Origin of the sequence: Nonomuraea sp. NPDC059023, from assembly GCF_042740095.1 — a bacterium.
GTDB lineage: Bacteria > Actinomycetota > Actinomycetes > Streptosporangiales > Streptosporangiaceae > Nonomuraea.
The window spans coordinates 1-17,908 of record NZ_JBHYIO010000050.1 but is presented as its reverse complement, the minus strand read 5'-3'; the positions used below and the strand labels follow the sequence as shown (position 1 = coordinate 17,908).

14 protein-coding genes and 1 pseudogene are annotated in these 17,908 nt (G+C 72.7%); 8 read left to right on the top strand and 7 right to left on the bottom strand.

Features of this window, described 5'->3' with window-relative positions; genetic code table 11:
• The first annotated feature begins 26 nt into the window (after window positions 1-26).
• Complete coding sequence (locus ACFWYW_RS50985) at window positions 27-791, top strand: DinB family protein (RefSeq protein ID WP_379625523.1); 765 nt, start codon at window positions 27-29, stop codon at window positions 789-791.
• 103 nt (window positions 792-894) lie between these two features.
• Window positions 895-1,095, top strand: coding sequence for a hypothetical protein (locus ACFWYW_RS50980; protein ID WP_379625521.1), 201 nt, complete (start codon window positions 895-897; stop codon window positions 1,093-1,095).
• Between the two features lie 129 nt (window positions 1,096-1,224).
• Here ACFWYW_RS50980 and ACFWYW_RS50975 read toward each other — a convergent pair whose 3' ends face one another.
• The 4 genes and pseudogenes from ACFWYW_RS50975 to ACFWYW_RS50960 all read right to left on the bottom strand — a co-directional run bounded on the left by ACFWYW_RS50975 (window position 1,225) and on the right by ACFWYW_RS50960 (window position 3,706).
• Entirely contained in the window at window positions 1,225-1,623 is a 399-nt protein-coding gene (locus tag ACFWYW_RS50975) for an MmcQ/YjbR family DNA-binding protein (protein WP_379625519.1), read from the bottom strand.
• 162 nt (window positions 1,624-1,785) lie between these two features.
• Complete coding sequence (locus tag ACFWYW_RS50970; RefSeq protein ID WP_379625533.1) at window positions 1,786-2,034, bottom strand: hypothetical protein; 249 nt, start codon at window positions 2,032-2,034, stop codon at window positions 1,786-1,788.
• A gap of 77 nt (window positions 2,035-2,111) precedes the next feature.
• Window positions 2,112-2,456, bottom strand: a pseudogene (locus ACFWYW_RS50965) (tetratricopeptide repeat protein); the annotation flags it as partial.
• Entirely contained in the window at window positions 2,378-3,706 is a 1,329-nt protein-coding gene (locus tag ACFWYW_RS50960; RefSeq protein ID WP_379625517.1) for an AAA family ATPase, read from the bottom strand. The gene ACFWYW_RS50960 and the pseudogene ACFWYW_RS50965, both read right to left, overlap by 79 nt.
• A 605-nt stretch (window positions 3,707-4,311) precedes the next feature.
• Between ACFWYW_RS50960 and ACFWYW_RS50955 the strand changes: the two genes are divergently transcribed.
• Genes ACFWYW_RS50955 through ACFWYW_RS50940 form a run of 4 tightly spaced genes read left to right on the top strand, consistent with a single transcriptional unit; the run spans window position 4,312 to window position 7,625 of the window.
• Entirely contained in the window at window positions 4,312-5,232 is a 921-nt protein-coding gene (locus ACFWYW_RS50955; protein WP_379625515.1) for a hypothetical protein, read from the top strand.
• The gene (locus tag ACFWYW_RS50950) at window positions 5,217-6,167 is read left to right on the top strand and encodes a Gfo/Idh/MocA family protein (RefSeq protein WP_379625514.1); all 951 of its coding nucleotides are present in this window, start codon (window positions 5,217-5,219) and stop codon (window positions 6,165-6,167) included. The genes ACFWYW_RS50955 and ACFWYW_RS50950 overlap by 16 nt, the downstream gene beginning before the upstream one ends.
• Window positions 6,168-6,175: 8 nt before the next feature.
• On the top strand, window positions 6,176-6,760 hold the full coding sequence (locus ACFWYW_RS50945; protein WP_379625513.1) for a hypothetical protein: 585 nt from the start codon (window positions 6,176-6,178) through the stop codon (window positions 6,758-6,760).
• Entirely contained in the window at window positions 6,699-7,625 is a 927-nt protein-coding gene (locus ACFWYW_RS50940) for a radical SAM protein (protein ID WP_379625512.1), read from the top strand. The genes ACFWYW_RS50945 and ACFWYW_RS50940 overlap by 62 nt, the downstream gene beginning before the upstream one ends.
• Before the next feature lie 2 nt (window positions 7,626-7,627).
• Here the strand turns inward: ACFWYW_RS50940 and ACFWYW_RS50935 are convergent, their stop codons facing one another.
• The 3 genes from ACFWYW_RS50935 to ACFWYW_RS50925 are packed head-to-tail and all read right to left on the bottom strand — an operon-like array spanning window position 7,628 to window position 13,266.
• Entirely contained in the window at window positions 7,628-8,569 is a 942-nt protein-coding gene (locus ACFWYW_RS50935; RefSeq protein WP_379625511.1) for a TauD/TfdA family dioxygenase, read from the bottom strand.
• Entirely contained in the window at window positions 8,566-12,639 is a 4,074-nt protein-coding gene (locus tag ACFWYW_RS50930; protein WP_379625510.1) for a trypsin-like peptidase domain-containing protein, read from the bottom strand. Before ACFWYW_RS50930 ends, ACFWYW_RS50935 begins: the two co-directional genes overlap by 4 nt.
• Window positions 12,640-12,645: 6 nt before the next feature.
• Window positions 12,646-13,266 carry a hypothetical protein gene (locus tag ACFWYW_RS50925; RefSeq protein WP_379625509.1) on the bottom strand — a complete coding sequence of 207 codons (621 nt, stop codon included), beginning with the start codon at window positions 13,264-13,266 and terminating at the stop codon, window positions 12,646-12,648.
• A gap of 22 nt (window positions 13,267-13,288) precedes the next feature.
• On the opposite strand from ACFWYW_RS50925, the gene ACFWYW_RS50920 reads away from it, so the two are divergent.
• Window positions 13,289-14,065, top strand: coding sequence for a PIG-L deacetylase family protein (locus ACFWYW_RS50920; protein WP_379625507.1), 777 nt, complete (start codon window positions 13,289-13,291; stop codon window positions 14,063-14,065).
• 84 nt (window positions 14,066-14,149) lie between these two features.
• The coding region (locus tag ACFWYW_RS50915; RefSeq protein ID WP_379641330.1) for an amino acid adenylation domain-containing protein at window positions 14,150-17,908 on the top strand (3,759 nt) is incomplete at its 3' end.

Sequence of the window (17,908 nt, the reverse complement as noted above, 5' to 3'; positions counted from 1 at the left end):
CGGGACGGATACGGGAAACTGTCCCAATGCCTGCTGAGTACACCCAAAGTGACCAGTTCCGTGGTGCCCGCATTCACCAGTGCGACCTCTCCGGCCTCGAGATTCGCGATTGCGACGTCACCGGCCTGAAGATCGTGGACTGCTATGGGGGCAACGTCTCCCTCAGTGGCGGCTTCGAGCGTGTCGTTGTCAACGACGTCGACGTGACCGCCTACGTCGAGGCCGAGCTCGACCGGCTGCATCCCAACCGGGTGCTGGCCCGTGAGGCCACGTCCGCCGCCGAATACCGAGCCGCTTGGGATGCCATCGAGATGCAATGGGAGGAGACGCTCGACCGCGCCAGGCGCCTACCCGAGGCGAAGCTGCACGAGCAGGTCGACGGCGAGTGGTCGTTCGTCGAGACGCAGCGGCATCTGCTGATGGCCAGCGATGCCTGGATCGGCAACGCCGTGCTTGAGGAGGACGCGCCGTACCACCCGCTGGGCTTCCCCTACAGCGGGATGCCGGCCGAAGCATCGGCGAAGCTCGGGCTCACCCTCGATGCCACCCCGACGCTCGACGAGGTACTCGCGCCGCGGCTGGCCCGCATGGCCACGATGCGCCGAGCCGTCGACGAGCTCACCGAGGCCGAGCTCGACCGGGTATGTGGTCGCAAGCCGGCCGACCCCTACCCGGACAAGGACTACGTCGTACGCCGCTGTCTCAGCGTCGTGCTCAAGGAAGAGGCCGAGCATCACCGGTACGCGGTCCGCGACCTCACCGTGCTCGAGGCCGGTGCCCGAACCGAGTGAAGGCGCGTCCCGGCAAGGGACGGCGATCTCGCGATCCTGCGCTTGACCAGCCCATCTTGCTGTCGGAGCCCTCATCTCACCCGCACTGACCAGCCAGGGCGCGGTGCCGACCGGCGTGGTAGTCACGACCGGCGACGGAAAGACCAGCAATGCGGGCTTCCCCAACGAACGACGCGAGGTCTTCCTCGGTGTCACGCCGCGGTGGACCTGCGCGGGCATCTACCAGTTCGTGAAGCCGATCACGCCCGGAATGAACTGCACCCGCAAATCCGGCCAGACGGCCGGAGCCTGCGGCACTGGGTGATGTCGTCATCGGAATCGTCTCCTGAAATATCTCTGGCCAGTACGGCAACCCGACCTATCCCACCGTGAATAGGAAGGTTTCTCAGCACCGAACCTGGATATGCGGCAACGTGGGGAGGTAGCCGGCGGTTCATCCACCTGCCTTCAGCCGGAACGCGAGGCGGCGGGGCGCCTGCACGCGATAGCTGTCCGTCACCAGCTCGGCAACCTCGACCCAGTCAGTCTCGTCGTCCAGCACCATTCCCACGACATTCACCCCCCAGTCGGCCCGGAAGAACGGAGGGCCGGCATGCGCCAGCGCGGCCAACTCCCCGGGCGGCGCCCGGAAGGTCATCAGGATGGCTGGATCGTCCGTATCGATGTACGCCGACCCCCTCTCGTCGGTGGTGTAGACGTGCAGGAATGTCCGCCGGCGAATCCGCCACCGCAGGCCGATCCACGCCGGCTCCTCGTACGCCTCGGGCAGCTCCCGGCAGATCACCCGGAGCCGGCCCACAACGGCGGGTGGAACGTCCGCGATGTCGCTCATCTGTACCTCCCGCGCCCATCCTGCCCGCCGGGTAGGACATCAGCACATCAGAGTCTCCGGGGTTGGCGGGGCCGCGCCGACGTCATAGGACTATCGGCAGAGGTGATGGTCGCTATTGCGAGCGTCACGGAGTTTCTCAAGAACCCTCGAGCCGGAGCGTGATCAGGATGCGAGGTAGCGGTGCAGCGAGGTTTTGGGGATGCCGGTCTTGGTGGCGATCTTTCCGAGGGAGTCGCCTTGGGCATTGAGGAGCCGGGCGTATTCGATCTTGTCTGCGGGGTGAGCGACGGGACGGCCGATCTGGCGGCCAGCGGTTTCGGCGACCGTGCGGGCGTGGGCGGCGCGTTCGGCGGTGAAGGTGCATTCCATCTCGGCGAACAGCGCCAGCAGGAGGAACGCGATGCGGGCCATGCCTTCGTCGGCAGTGTTGATCGGCAGCGGGTCGGCCAGGCGAGATTGTTCCGGGTGGTCAGCGTGTGGGGGTGTTCAGGGCCAAGGACTCGTTCGCGGATGGGCAGCAGGGCGATGAACTGTTCACGAGCGCTCGCCGCGTCCCCGGCCATCCCCGTCCAGCGAGCGAGGTTATGCCGGGTGGCGAGGGTATCGGGGTGTTCGGCGCCGAGAACCTGTTCGCGCAGCGGCAAGATGGCGGCGAAGGCGTCACGAGCCCCGACAGCATCTCCCGCCTGCCCGATCCAGCGGGCGAGATTGTGCCAGGTGGCGAGCGTGTCGGGATGTTCGGGGCCGTTGAGGGTCAGCAGGCGTTCGTAGATGTCGTGGGTATGGGCTTTGGCGGTGCGATAGTCACCGCTGGCGCCGAGGAAAAGGGCCAAGGTACGCAGGCAGGGTGAGGCCAGCGGGAAGACGGCGCGCGCGTGCGGTAGGAGAGCCCGATAGGTCGGCCAGTGCGCCACCGCTTCCGGGTCGTCCGGCAGTGCGTTCTCCCGGCTACCTGCCGCCGCCCTTGCTGCTGGTCGGGGGTGAGCTGATCCAGGGTGACGGCCTGGACCAGACGGTGCACCGACACCAGCCCGTCGGCGGGGCGGCTGATGAGGCTGTAGCGGCGCAGCGCGCTGATCGCGGTGTTGACCGCCAGCTCCCCTGACGGCAGCTCCCCGAAGGCGTGCTCGGACAGCAGCATCCGGTAGGGGATGTTCTCCGGCGCGTAGCAGGCCAGCAGCCGTAACAGGGCGATGGCAGACGGGTCGGCGTCGGCCAGCTGGTCGAAGGACAGTTGCCAGGTGGAGGCCACCCGCTGCCGGTAGCCCCACGGCTGACCGTGAGCGAGCAACTCGGCGCGCCGCTCGCGCAGCAGGGCGAGATAGCCGGCCATGGTGGTGCCGGTGTCGGCCATGTACGCGCCGGCCTGCTCCAGAGCCAGCGGCAGCGCCCCCAGCTCGGCCACGACCTCGGCGGCGGCCGCACCGTCGTCGTGGCCGGAGCACTCCAGCAGAAAGCCGGCCGCGACCTCGGCGTCCAGAACGGGAAGCTCGAGACCATGCACGGGAGGCCAACTGCCGGCACGGCTCGTGACAAGCACGTGGCCGGGACCTGCCACCGGCAGCAGCCCCTGCAGCGCCTCGGCGCCGGGCGCGTTGTCGACGATCAGTAGCCACGGCTCGGTGCGGGCGGCCAGCAGCGCGTGCACCTGGTCGATCGGGTCGGCCACGTCCACCAGCTCGCGGGCCCCCAGCAGGGCGGCCAGCCCGGCCATGGCGGTGGACGCGTCCTCCGCCGGGACCTGCCAGACCAGGCCGTAGTCGTGCAGGTGACGATGGGCGTACTCCACGACGAGGCTGGTCTTGCCGACCCCGCCCAGCCCGTGCACCACCACCACACACGGCAGACGAGGCGAGCCGGTCAGCCGCGCACGCAGCCCGGCCAGCACCTCGTCCCGGCCGGCCAATCGCGGCGGTCGCGCCGCCAGCCGCACCCGCCGCACCGCCGGGGCCGCCCTCGACGGCAGATGCACGGGGCCGGTGGCAACCACCCCCAGATTGTCCCCGCCGACCGCCACCGACCGCCCACCGGTGGCCTGCACCCGCCCGCCATCCGAGCCACGGGCTTCGTCGGGAACGGTCATGCCGCCACTGTGCAGCCCCGCACGCCCGTCGACAACCACAACACCCGAGGTGACCACGACCCGGGTGAAGCCGTACAGCACCAGTGCACTGTCCGGTGCCGGGCTACGACAGATTGCGCCAGGACGTGATATCGACGAGCCGGACGAGGCCGCGGTGAGTAACCCTCATGGACCAGCCAGAACGAGCCCTGTCCGCGCGCATGCAGGAACTCCTCGACCGGGCATGCCGGTACGTCCTGGAGAACGGGCTGACGGGGTTTTCCCTGCGTCCCATGGCCGCGGCCATCGGCTCGAGCCCTCGGGTGCTGTTGTTACTGGTCAGGTCGAAGGAGGGGCTGGCCCGGGCACTGGCTCAGGCTCGTGACGCGGGCGACGCGGCCGCCACCATCCGCGCCACCTGGCGCTGGCCGAGCTCGGACCCCACGAGCACACGCTGTCCCCGGCCGTCCTGCGCGGGGCCATGCTCGACCTCCTGGCCACCGGGGACCTCGACAGCGTCACGGCCGCCGTTGAGCACTACGTGCGCCTCATCGAGAACCCGTCTGGCCGATCGGCACGTGCCGACATACAGTGAAGCTCCGCCTTGGTGATCATCCGGAGGCGCGATGCGGTCAGTGGTCTGGTTTCACGCTGGGGACAGCCGGGTGGTCGTGGGCGCCGAGCCACGTCCGTCCGGACCCCGGGAAACGGTCGTCGACATCCACGTCAGCGTGCTGAGCCCTGGCACAGAACGCGCCCGGCTGCTCGGTCTGCCCACGGCGGCCGTCGCCTTCCCGCACGTGCCCGGCTATCTGGCGGCCGGGCGAGTGCGCGGGGGTGGCACGCGGGTCGCGTTACGCGGCGCGGGGCACCAGAGCGTCGCCATCGGGCGGCCGGGTGAGGTGCACGAGGTGCCGGACGGCGTCTCGCTGACCGACGCGGCGGTGTGGCAGTTGGCCATCACCGCGCTGTACGGCCTGGAGGTCGGCGGGCAGCGTGCCGGCGAACCGGTCGGCGTGGTGGGCGCCGGTCTGCTGGGCATAATCGTGCGCCGGCTGGCGGCGATACGTGGCGCCGGGGTCGTCCTGGCGACGGCACGGTCGGCGGCCAAGGCGTGGGCGTGCCGAGCGGAGCCCGCGACCGTTTTCAGCGTGGATCGGTGGGACATCGGGCCGCCTCTCGTCCTCGACGTCACCGGCACCCCAGAAGGGCTCGGCATCGCCCTGGCGGCCGTGGCGGCGGGCGGCACGGTCGTGGTCCTGGGCTCGCCGCGGGCGGCGTCGGCGCAGGTGCCGTTGCGGTCGGCCTACGACCGCGGCGTCCAGGTGGTGGGCGCGCACACGGTCAACCTCGACGCCGACCGCACCGCGGCTCTGAGCCGGTCGTTCTTCGAGGGTGCGGGCGCGTTCACGATCTCCGATGTGCTGGAGGAACACCCGGCAGAGAACGCTCCGCTGGTCTACCGAAGGCTCGTCGGCGACCGCGCGTTCATCGGCGCCGCCCTTCTCTGGCGGCAGGCAAGGAGCACATCATGCGCTTCGGCGTGATCGGTTGTGGCGACATCGGTGTCAAGGACGCCGAGACGGTGGCCGCGGCGGACGACCTCGAACTGGTCGCCTGCCTGGATCCGGTGAAGGCACTGGCCGACGACGTCGCCACCCGGTTCGGCGCGCGGGCCGAGCGCACGCCGGCGGAGATGATGTCCAGGACCGACCTGGACGCCGTGATCATCGCCACCCCGCACGACACCCACGAGCAGATCGCCGTCGCCGCGCTCGCGGCCGGCAAGCATGTCCTGCTGGAGAAGCCGCTCGCGCACGACCTCGGGTCCGCGCAGCGGATCGCCGCCGCCGCGGACGAAGCGGGCACCACGGTGAGCGTGCTGTTCCACCTGCGAGCCGACGCGCGGTTCGAGGAAGCGTGTACGGCGGTGCGGCAGGGACGGATCGGGTCGCCCCTGGGCGTCACCGCCTCCTACCTTGTGAACAAGCCCGCCTACTACTTCACCGGCGGCTTCAGCCGGCGGGCCCTTTCGTCGTGGCGGCAGTCCAAGGCCAGGGCGGGCGGCGGGTTCCTGATCATGAACGTGATCCATCACATCGACGCCGTCCGCTGGCTCCTCGACGCCGAATGCGACAGCGTGTACGCGGAACTGACGCCCTCTGCCCTCGCGCCCGGGGTCGAGGACACGGTCAGCGTCGTCCTGAGGTTCGGGCAGGTCGTCGTCACCCTGATCGGCGGAGCCAGCGTGCCGGAAGGCGACGGCCAGCGCCTCATGCTGTGGGGCGAGACCGGTCAGCTCCGTGTACAACCAGGGCAGGCCGATTCCCGGTTGACGGCGATCTCCCGTTTCGCGGCGGCGGCGCGCGACGGCACGCCACCTGACGTGACCGTGCGCGACGCGCTGGCCGTCCAGGCGATCGTGACGGCGGCCTACGAATCGGCCGCCCTCGGGCATGTCGTACGGCCGGCCGTACGGTGATCACACAGATGACCACGCGGCGCGCGGCCGGGACGGTCTGGTACGTCGAAGGCACCCGAGGACCCGCGACCTGGGCCCGGGGCTACGAGTGCGCCAACACCGACCGGATCGCCGCCAGGGAATGGGCGGGCACCGCGTGCGCCGCCGCCGCGATGGCCGGCCTGGAGACCGTGGTGCTGGGCGACGGCGCGCTGGCGTCGCTCGTGCGCCTGGCGGTCGCGTCCACGCCGGGCGGCGGCGAGACGGTCGTCGAAACCACGGGCACGGAGGAGGGGATCGCGGCCGCCCTGGCGACGGCGCCGGACCTGGGCCGCGTGCTGCTGGCCGCCCGCCCCCTGGAAAGCGCCGTCACGCTCGACACCTACCGCGACCTGCACAGAAGGGGTGTACGGCTCACGCCGGTGCCGTGGGCCGGCGAGGTGGCCCCTCCAGAACGGCTCGTGACCTGGGCGCTGGAACATCTGGCGCAGCGGAACCGGGCCGGAAACGCACCGTTCGCGCCGTGGTACCGCCTCGATCCTGGGATGAGACATGACGACCTACATCCACCCCGCCGAGATCACCGTCCGCCGGCCGTACGACGTGGAGGGTGACTGGATCCTCTTCAGCACCTGCAACTACCGCTGCGGCTACTGCTTCTGGGACGCGGACGCGCTGGGTGCCAAGATCGAGCCGATCGCGCCCGTGGGGCGGCTGGCCGAGTTCTTCGACCGGACCGGGCTGGCCTGGCTGCTCCATCTCACGGGCGGCGAGCCGTTCATCTACCCGGACTTCGTCCGCCTCTGCTCGTTGCTGACCCGGCGCCACCTGATCAGCGTGAACACCAACGCCGACTCCCCGCACATCCGCGCCTTCGTCGACGAGGTGGATCCGCGGCGGGTCGACTTCATCAACTGCGGGGTGCACGAACGTGAGCGCCAGGTACGACGGGGAACCCGGCGGTTCGTGACGAACGTCCTGGCCATGCGGGAGGCGGGCTTCGACGTGTTCGCCTCGTGCGTCATGTATCCGGACCTGTTCGCGACGTTCCCCGAGCTGTGGCGGCGCTATGCGGACGAGGGCGTCGTCGTCATCCCCAAGGCGCTGCGCGGCACCCATCTGGGCCGTCGCTACCCTGGCGGGTACACGGAGGCGGAGCGCGCGCTGTTCCACGAGTACACCGCCAAGGCCGCCGCCTTCTACGCCGGGCAGTTCGGCCGCCGCGACGAGCCGCCCACGGTCAACCCGTTCATGGACGAGCACCTGTTCCTGGACCGGCTCCCCGACTACCGGGGCGACCTGTGCGAGGCGGGCCGGCTGTTCGCGCGCATCGTGCCCAATGGTGAGGTACGGCGGTGCGGTCCGGACGACGTGATCGGGAACGTGGCCGAGCAGTGGTTCGCCCGGCGCGACGAGGCGTCCGTCTGCACGGTCCTGGAGTGTCCCTACTTCTGCGAGAAGTACCGCCTGCCCTCCTGAGGTCACGCCATCGCGAGCAGGATGCGGCGCGGGCCGGAGTAGGGTTCCCGCCCGTGCGCCACCCGGACGTTGTCGATCATGAGGACGTCACCGGGGACCCAGTCGAAGCGGACCGCGCACTCCCGGCCCACGCGCCTGATGTCGGAGAGATCCTCCAGCGCCAGTGGCGTGCCGTCACCGTGCCGGCACGAGGTCGGCAGGTCGTCCTCGCCGAACAGTTCGAGCAGTTCCTCACCCATGTCGGGCCCGGCTCCCGTCCAGTGCCACTGGTCGGCCTGGTTGAACCAGACCTCCTCGCCCAGCACGGGGTGGACCGCGGTGGCCGGGCGGAACTGCGAGGTCCGCAGGCCGCCGTCGGGGCACCAGGAGAACTCGGCGCCGAGCTCGCGCAGGTGGCGCTCGACCAGCGCGCGGTCGCCGGTCTCGTAGGTCTGCTGCCACGAGCGGCCGAGGCCGACGCCGCTGTGCAGGCGCTGGCGGTAGATCACGCCGCGTTCGGTGAAACGCCGGCGCACGCCGGTCGGGAGGCGGCGCAGGATCTCGCGGCTGTCGGCGATGGGCGTCTGACCACCTCGCTCCGGCGCGGTCACGCAGTGGAAGAACAACACGCTGGGCCAGCGCGCGGCGTAGGACAGCTCGTTGTGGAGCGGAATGGCGAACTCCGCCGGGTACTCGGTCGAGGTGTAGACCTCGGCGGCCGAGACCTTGGTACGCGGGGAGTTGCCGTGCACATAGGGGAGCAAACGGTCGGCCAGCGCGGAGACCGCTGTGGCGAAGGCGTCGAGGCCGCCGTCGAAGCCGCGCAGCAGTACGGCGCCGTGCTCGGCGAGACGTTCGCGCAGCAGGTGACGATGCTCGCGCACGAAGCCGACCAGGTCCTGCCGGCCGTCGGGCTCCAGGCACACCGGGAAGCGGCGGCCCGGGTCGAGCACGGTCGTTCTCATGAGGCTGACTCCTCGTTCGCTCGGGCGCAGAACTCGCGGACGGACTTGCCGGCGGGCAGCGCCATCAGCGGGTGCCCGCGCAGCCGCCGGCACGCCTCGCTCACCCAGTCCCGCCAGCCGCCCAGCGACCAGGTGCGGAGCATGCCCTCGGCGCCGGCGCTGACCGCGTGGCGGCCGTCGGGGGTGACCACCACGGAGGTGGCCCATGGAGCGTGCCCTTCGAGCGGGTCGCCGAGCTGGGTTCCGTCGAGCGCCCACAGGCGTACCGTCCCGTCGCGGGCCGCGCTCAGCAGCATCGTCCCGTCCGGCGTGAACGTCACGTCGAGCACGTCGCCGTCGTGCCCGATGAACGGCTGGCCCACGGGCCGCCCCTCGTCGTCCCAGAGCCGGATCACGTGGTCGTCGCCGCCGGTGGCGAGCAGGCGGCCGTCGGCCGACAGCGCCATCGCGCGGATGGGACCGTCGTGCCCGGCCAGCGGGGGCGCCGCCGGTTGTCCGTCGCTCGTCCAGCGCCGGATCAGGCCGTCGTCGCCCGCGCTGTAGAGCAGAGCGCCGAAGGCCAGCGCGTGCACCGGCGCCTCGTGCCCGGCCACGGCCAGCGGCGTCAGGGTGACGGCGTCCAGGACGGTGACGGCGCCGGTGGCGTCCCCGGCGGCGATCCTGGCGCCGTCCCGGTCGTAGGCGATGGCGTGCACCGGCGCCGCCCGGGTCAGCGGCACGCCCAGGTCGGCACCCCTCCGGTCCCACAGCCGCACGGTCCCGTCGCCGTCGGCGCTCGCGACCACGCGCCCGTCCGGGCTGAACGTCACCGCCCGGACGCCGGCGCCATGACCGGTCAGCGGTTCGGCGGCGAACATGCCCTCGACGTCGGAAAGGCGCACGGTCCGGTCGTCGCTCGCGGTGGCCAGCCACTGGCCGTCCCGGCTGATCGCCAGCCGGTAGATGTGCTCGCGGTGCCGCGGCTCGGCGGCCCGCGTCTGAAGGCCGTGCGGATCCCACCGCCCGACACCGAACATGAGCCCGCCGGGGGCGGCCGGCGCACCGGCGTTCCGCTCGCCGCGCCACTGCCACACCCGCACCGTGCGATCGGCGGAGCCGGACACGATCCTGGTGCAGTCACGGCTGAGCGCCACCGCGGTGACCGGCCCGTCGTGCCCGAGCAGCGGATCGGCGGCGGGCCTGCGCGAGCGCACGTCCCACAGCCGGACGACGGCGTCGGCCGACCCGCTGGCCAGCACGTCCCCGTCGGCGCTGAAGGCCAGCGTGTGCACGGCGTCGTCGTGCGCCTGCCACGGCATGCCGAACGGTTCCAGCCCCGCCTCATCGCTCCAGGACCACAGCCGCACCGCACCGCCGGCGCCACCGCTGGCCAGCAAAGAACCATCAGGGTGTACGGCGAGGGCCGCCACGAACCCGTCGTGCGCGGCCCTGACGGACATGCCGGGCGCCGCCGGGTCGCCCGGCACCACGTGCAGCGTCCCCTGAAGGGTGCCGACCACGAACGCCGACGTGGCCGGGGAGCAGGCGAGCGCGGTGAGCGGGTCCCCCGGATCGAACCCGCTCCGATCATCGTCCGGCGGCGTGCCGTCCGCCGTCAGCCGCCCCGCCTCGTCGATCCAGGCGAGGTTCCCGGCGGGCGTCCAGGCCAGCGCGTGCACGGCGGCGCCGGTCTCGTGCAGGTGCAGCAGCCTCCCCTCGCGGCTCCACCGCAGCACGAGGCCGTCCTCGCCGCCGCTGGCCAGGACGCGGCCGTCCGGGCTGTACGCCAGGACGTTGACGCTGTCGGCGTGGCCGGTCAGCGGATCGCCCACCGGGCTGCCGTCCCGGCGCCAGAGCCGGATGAGGCGGTCGTCGCCTCCGGTGGCGTAGATCAGATCGTCGGGGGAGTAGGCGACGGCCCGCACCGCCGCCGTGCCCGGCACAACGGCCAGTTCCCTCGACCGCTGCAGCGCCAGCCGGAGCGCGGCGCGGACTGCGCCGAGCGGTTCGGCTCCCGGCAGCGCGGCCAGGTTCGCCGAGACGGCCGACATGGCGTGGACGAGCCCTTGAGCCGGCTCGATGCCGGCCAGCTTGGCCGCGTCGGCCGCGTCGGCGCGCAACCGGTTCTCCAGGGTGACCTGACGATGGTCGGCCAGCGCCTGCTCGATCTCGGCCCGTTCACGCAGCGCCTTCTCCCGCTCCTCGACGCTCTTCTCGATGTAGGCGCGGGTGTCGGCGTCGAGGTCGGCCGGGCGCTCGGCGAGGTATGCCTCGGCGGTGGCCAGGTCGCCACCGCGCAGCAGCCGGTCCGTCAGCTCCGGTTCGGCGCGCCAGGCGGCCACCCACGGTTCGAGCCACTGCCGCCAGGTGAGGAACCTCCTGTCGTGCTCCAGCCAGCCGGCCAGTTCCGCCCACTCGCGCAGGAGCACGTCGTGGATCAGCTCCACGGTCTCGTCGCCCGCCGTCACCAGCAGCCGCCTGGCGGTCATCACGGCGAGCACGGCGTCCAGCCGCTGGTGCTGGTCGATGGTGCGGTAGAGGTCGGCGATGCGCCGCTTGCGCCGGGTGTCCGGCACGCCGGCACGCTCGTCTCCCAGGTGGACCAGGCTAGTGAACAGTGCGCGGGTCACGTCGAGCAGGTGGGGCGGCATGGCCCGGATCGCGTCGTCCGCCCAGGCGGTCAGCGCGCCGGCGACCCGGTTGCCGTCGAGGTACGGCCGCCAGAGCAGCATCCCGTCCGAGCGCGCCCGCCACACCTGCGTGAGCGTGAACTCCACCAGGGGAAGCACGGTGCTCTGCGCGGCCCCGGCGCGGGTGGCCGGGGACCCGGGGCGGCCCGCTGCCGAGGCGCGCACCGCGTCGTCCACGATCGCCTCCGCCAGGCCGTCCTCGAACCGCAGACGCACGGCGCGGGCGGGCTCGCGCACGATGTCCATGAGGTCGTCCGGGTCGAGCTGGGCGGGAATGTTGGCCAGGCCGCGCTCCAGCCATCTGATCAGCTCCGGCGACTCGGCGGCGAGCCGGCTGTAGAAGTCGTCGCGCATGACCAGCACGACCGTGGCCCGGGCCGCGGAGTCGAGCAGGCGGCACAGCTCGGCGAGGTAGCGTTCCCGCGCGTCGGGTGGTTCGAGGAACACCTCCTCGAACTGGTCCAGCACGAGCACCACACCACGCTCGTGCCCGGTGACGGCGGCGACCAGGTCCGTGGCCGCGCCCGGGAGCCGGCGCTCCAGCGCGTCGCGCTCGGCCGGACGGGTGACGATCCGCTCGTGGTCGGCCAGGTCGGGCACCCGTCCTTCGGCGACGGCGGGCAGCAGCCCCGCCCGGACCACGGAGGACTTGCCGCTGCCGGACGGGCCGAGCACCGCGAGGAAGCGCGGCCTGCGGCGGAGGTCGTCCAGCATCTGCCGGATGAACACGTCGCGGCCGAACAGGAAGCGGGCGTGCTCCTCGTCGAACACCTCCAGCGACCGGTAGGGGCAGATCTCGACAAGGCGCAGATCAGGGCAGGCCGCGCGCAGCGCCTCGGCCGGGGTGGCGAGGGCGATCTCGCTCTGCCTGCCGTACTGGTCCTCCGTCGTGATCGAGTGGATCATCGCGATGACGTGGCCCGTGGTGAGGTCCACCACCGGGCCGCCGCTGTAGCCGGTCGTCACGCTGCCGCTGCGCTCGAGCTGAAGGACCGGCTGGCCGGTGTCGGGCTCGCGGATGGGGCCGGTGACCACGCCTCTGGCACGCAGTCCGTGGACCGGCGAGGCGTCGGGAAAGCCCCACGTCTCGTACGCCGCTCCGGCCGCGCCCTCCGTGGAGGTCAGCGACAGCGGGGTCAAGCCGTCCGGCCAGGAATCCACCCGGAGGACGGCGATGTCGTCGCCGTCCGGCGGGCGCCAGTGGTCGGCCACGACCAGGCCGCGGAAGGCGTGCCCGCCGAAGCTCAGCTCCACCTCCTCGCCGGGGCCCGCCTGCGCGTCCGCCACGACATGGGCACAGGTCAGGACGAGCCCTTCCACCACGGCGGCGAACCCGGTTCCGGCCGTCCGGCCACGCCGGTCGAGAACGCGGACCACCGAGCGGCCCAGATCGCCCCGCATCCGCGATCACCCGATCCGCAGCAGGTAGCAGGGGACGCGCGCCGTCGGCAGGTCGATCCAGCCGGCGATCACGTTCTTCGGCCGGGAGAACAGGGATCCCGTGAGCGTCGCGGGCCCGGCAGGGGTGGACAGCGCCAGCCGTACCAGAAGGGGGTCGTCCTGGTCCGTCTCGCCGTCGATCTGGTACGGGTCGCCGCCGGGGGGCCGCCAGTGGCCGGTCAGCCGCCGGTCGCCGACGTGCAGGAGCTCGAGGCGCGCCGGGCCGCCGTCGCAGCGCAGGGTGTAGACGCCGGTGAAGTCGGCGGGCTCCGGTTCGCCGGAGCGGCACGCGGCGACGGGGCGGGGCAGGTCGCGCCGCGCGTAGAAGCCGTAGCGCTCCTCCCGCCACTGCGTGTACCCGGCGATCAGGCCGCGGCCCTCGGTGGCCAGGTAGCCGGTGAAGCGCTGCGCCGCGAGGCCGTTGAAGTCGTGGATGTCGAGGACGAGCCCCTGGTCGTCGGCCACGTGCGCGGACACGCGGTGGGTGGTGCCGAAACGGTAGCTGAGGTATCGACCGGACAAATCCGCTTTGAGGCGCATGCTGCCGGTCCAGCCGTCGTCACACCAGGTGTATTGACCTGCGTACATATCGGCTCGCAAGGTGGAGGGTGTGAATCCGGGCTCGAACACGCGCGTCGACACGGAAACAGAAAAGCACGCCGGAGCCCGGACGTCGACAATCGTCGTGTCACCGCACCCCGACGACGCCGTCCTGTCGTGCTGGGGGGTGTTGTGCGAGCCGGACGTGCGGCGTGTCGTGACCGTCTTCGCCGGGTTGCCGGAACCAGGGACGCCCCTGTCGGCGTGGGACCGGCTGACCCGCGCCGCCGATCCGCGGCAACGGGCCGCCGAGCGGCACGAAGAGGACCGACGGGCGCTGGCCCGGGCGGACTGCGTCGTGATGCATCTGCCGTTCGTCGGCGCGGTGCACCGGCGGGAGCCCCTGGACCGGCGGGTCCTGGAGACGACGCTGAAGGCGGCCGTGGGCGATGCCGGCACGGTGTACGGCCCGGCTGCCGTCGGCGGACATCCCGACCACGTGGCGACCAGGGACGCGGTCCTCGCGGTGAGCGCGGGGCGGCGGGTGCTGCTGTATGCCGACCAGCCGTACGCGGTCAGGTTCGGCTGGCCGTCCTGGGTGACCGCGCGGCCCCCTCGTCTGGACCTGGACGTGGACGGCTGGTTCGGCGCGCAACTGGAGGCGATGCCCTGGACCCTCTCAAGCGCCCGGGTGTCCCGGCTGTCCCGGCACGCCGCGGCGGCCAAGGGGGAAGCCGTACGGGAGTATCGCAGTCAGTTCGCCGCGCTGGCCGCGAGCGCGGGGCTCGGGTTTCCGGACGGTCCCGAATGGGAGTACGAGGTGTTCTGGGCCGCTTCGGCCGTCTAGACCGCCCCTATTCTCGGTCTGAGATGGGTGTTACGTTCCTCACATGTCGAGCTCGCCGGCGTTCACCTTCTCTCCGGTCAGGCGATGAGCACCGCCGACGCCCGGCACAACCTTCCTCCCGAGATCGAGCAGGCGCTGCTCGCTCGCCTCTCCGCGCCTGCTCCCCTGGAACGGCCGCGCCGCGACCCCACCGGTCCTCGGCGGCTGCCGGCCGTACAGCATCGGATCTGGGTCACGGACCGGCTCGACGAGGGGGAGCCGATCAACACCGTCGGCCTCGCCGTACGGCTGCGCGGGCGGCTCGACCGGCGGGCGCTGACCCGGGCGGTCGACGCCGTGGTCGCGGCGCACGAGGAGCTGCGCACGGTCGTCACCGAGCGGGACGGCGTGCCCTCGGCCCGCACGCTGGCGTCCGTGGTGGTGCCGGTGGAGGAGGCCGGCCTGGGCACGTCCCTGGAGTCGCTGGCGGACCTGGCCGGTCGGCGTCTGGATCCGGGCAGCGGATCCAACGTCCGTTGCCTGTTGATTCCGGTGGGGCCGGACGAGCATGTCGTCCTGCTGCTGGTTCACCATCTGGTCTGCGACGCCGCCTCCCTGGGCATCCTGCTGCGCGATCTCGGCCGCGCGTACTCCGGTCGGCCGCCGGCGCCGCCCGCGTCGCCGTACGCCGAGCTGGCGGAACTGAGCGAACGGCGGGCGGCGCGGACACGGGAGCACGACCTGGCGTACTGGCGGGAGACCCTGACCGGTGCGCCGGCCACGCTCGACCTCGACTGCGCCCGGACGCCGCTCTCCCGCACGGGGCGCGGCGCGGTGGACGTCCTGCCCCTGGCCGAAGGGCTAATCGACGCCGCCGCCGGGCTCGGCCTGGCGCGTGGGGCGCCGCTGTCGTCGGTCCTGCTGGCCGCCTGGGTCTCGGTCCTGCGCCGGCACAGCGCTCAGGACGACCTCGTGGTCGGGACCGCGGTGGACGAACGGAACATCCCGGGGGCGGAGCACGTTGTCGGCCCGTTCGTCAACCTGGTTCCCCTGCGGGTACGGCTGAGCCCGGCGGCCTCCCGCGACGAGCTGCTGACCGCTTCCCGCGACGCGCTGCTCGGCGCGCTGGACCACGCGGCGCTGCCGTTCGAGCGGCTGGTGGCGGCCGTGCGTCCGCCGCGGCGGCCGGGACGGCATCCGATCTTCCAGACCACGTTCGACCTCCGGCGCGAGCTGCCGCGGCCGTGTCGGTTCGGCGACCTTCATGCCGAGCCGATCCCCCTGGGCATCGCGCCGGCTCGCGTGGATCTGGGACTGTCGATCGACCGGACCGCCGATGGCTGGCAGGCGCGGCTCGTCTCCTCCACCGGCCTGTTCGCCCCCGGCACCGGACGCAGGCTCCTGGACGACCTGGCCGAGGCCCTACACAGCTTGATCGAGCCGCCGCCTGGGCCGGTTTTCGTTGAGGCGCCGGCTCGGCCGGTTGTCAGGGTAACTTCGCCCTTGTCCGGGTCCGTTCTGGAGGCGGTTGACCGGTGGGCGGCGCGCCTGCCGTACGCCGTGGCGGTCGAGGACGGACGGCGGGCGCTGACCTACCGGGAGCTGACCGGACGCTCCCGCTCCCTGGCCGGGCGCCTGGCGGCTCTGGGCGCCGGACCCGGCGTGCCCGTCGGCGTGCTCCTGAACCGCGACTGCGAGCTGGTGACCGGGCTGCTCGGTGTGCTGCGGTCCGGCAGCCCGTACGTGCCGCTCGACCCGGACCACCCGCGGGCGCGCATCCGGGCGCTGCTCGCCGACGCCGGCGCCGAGATCCTCCTGACGACGCCAGAGTTCGCTGAGTATGCCCCGGCCGGGGTCCGGGCCGTGACACCGGGCGACGCCGCGACTCCCGCGGTGGCCCGGCTGGACGACCTGGCCTACGTGATCTACACCTCCGGCTCCACCGGCCCGCCCAAAGGCGTCGAGATCACCCACCGGGCGCTGGCCGCCGTCTTGGCCGCGATGGGGGAGCTGATCGAGGCGGGTCCGGGCGACGCGCTCCTCGCGATCACCACGGTCGCCTTCGACATCGCGGCCCTGGAGCTGTTCCTCCCGCTCACCCGGGGCGCGCGCGTGGTCGTCGCCCCTTCCGGCACCGCGGCGGACCCCGGCCTCATCCGCGCCCTCGTCGCGGCGCACGGCGTCACCGTCCTCCAGGCGACGCCGGTGACGTGGCGCCTCCTCGGCCCCGGAACGCTCCCGGGCCTGCGGGCCGCGCTCTGCGGCGGCGAATGGCTGCCCGCCGATCTGGCCCCCTGGATCGCGGGTACGGCAGAGCGCGCCTGGAACGTCTACGGACCGACCGAGGCGACCATCTGGGCCACCACCCACCGGCTCGATCACTCCGGCCGGCCGGTGCCCATCGGCCGGCCGCTGCCCGGCACGCGGGCCTATGTCCTGGACCACGAGCTGCTGCCGGTCCTGCCCGGCAACCCCGGTGAGCTGTGCCTGGCCGGAGCGGGCGTGGCCCGGGGGTACCGGGGGCGGCCCGGCCTGACCGCCGACCGGTTCCCGCCCGACCCGTACGCCGACGGCGCGCGGTTGTACCGCACCGGCGACCGAGTGCGCCTGCGCGACGACGGCACGCTGGACTACCTCGGCAGGCTGGACGACCAGCTCAAGGTCCGCGGCCTGCGCGTCGAGCCGGGTGAGATCGAGGGCGCGGTGCGCGCGCTGCCCGGGATCCGGGACGCCGCCGTCACCGCCGTGCCCGGGCCGTCCGGCGAGCCGGTGCTGACCTGCTACGTCGTGGGCGAGTCCGTCCCGGCGCAGCTGCGGTCCGCGCTTCGCGAGCGGCTGCCCGGTCACCTGGTCCCCGACGCGTTCGTGACGCTCGACGCCCTGCCGCTGACGCCGAACGGCAAACTGGACCGCCGCGCGCTGCCCGCACCCGCCCCGCCTCCGCAGGGGATCGTCGCCACCGGTCCGCGCGGCGAGGTGGAACACGTGATCCGCGAGGTGTGGCAGGACGTTCTCGGCAGGTCGCCGGTCCACGCGCACGAGGATTTCTTCGACCTCGGCGGCCACTCGCTGCTCGCCGCCCGCGTCGCGGCCCGGCTGCGCACCCGCCTGGACCTGGATGTGCCCCTGCGGTTGCTGCTCGACCACCCGACCGTCGCCGCGACCGCGCGCGCCCTGCACGGCCTCGGACCAGCGGGCCTGCCACCTGTAGGCCCGGCTCCCCACGATCACGACGAGGCCGCGCCGCTCACCGTCGCCCAATACCAGGTCTGGCTCCTCTGCCAGGACCCTCGGGCCGGCCTGGCCTACCACGTGCACACCGTCCTGCCGGTGCCGGAGCACGTCACCGTGGACCGGCTCCGCGCCGCGCTGGACGAGCTGACCAGGAGGCACTGTGTGCTGCGGACCCGCTACCCCGTCGTCGACGGCGAACCCCGCCAGGTAGCCGACGGACCGCCGGTCGCCGACCTGGTCACCTCGTCCCCATCGCAGGCGTTTCTGGCCGCCGCGGTGCGTGAGCCGTTCGTGCCGGCCGAGGTGCCGCCGGTCCGGTGGCGGCTGGTCCGCGACGGGAACGGGCCGGCGAGGCTGGCGCTCGTCGCCCACCACATCGCGCTCGACGGATGGTCGCTCGCCCTCCTGGAACGCGAACTCGCCGCGCTCCTCGACGGGGCCGACCTGCCGCCGGCGCCGTGCTTCGGGGCGATCGCCCGCTGGCAGCGGGACTGCCTGACCTCCGCCGAGCTCGACCGTCAGCGCGGCTACTGGCGCACCCGGCTGGCGGCGCCCCGGCCGGTGACCGCGCCGCCGTACGACCGGGTCCCGCCGCCGCGGCCCGACTTCCGCGGCGACGTGGTGCGGGCC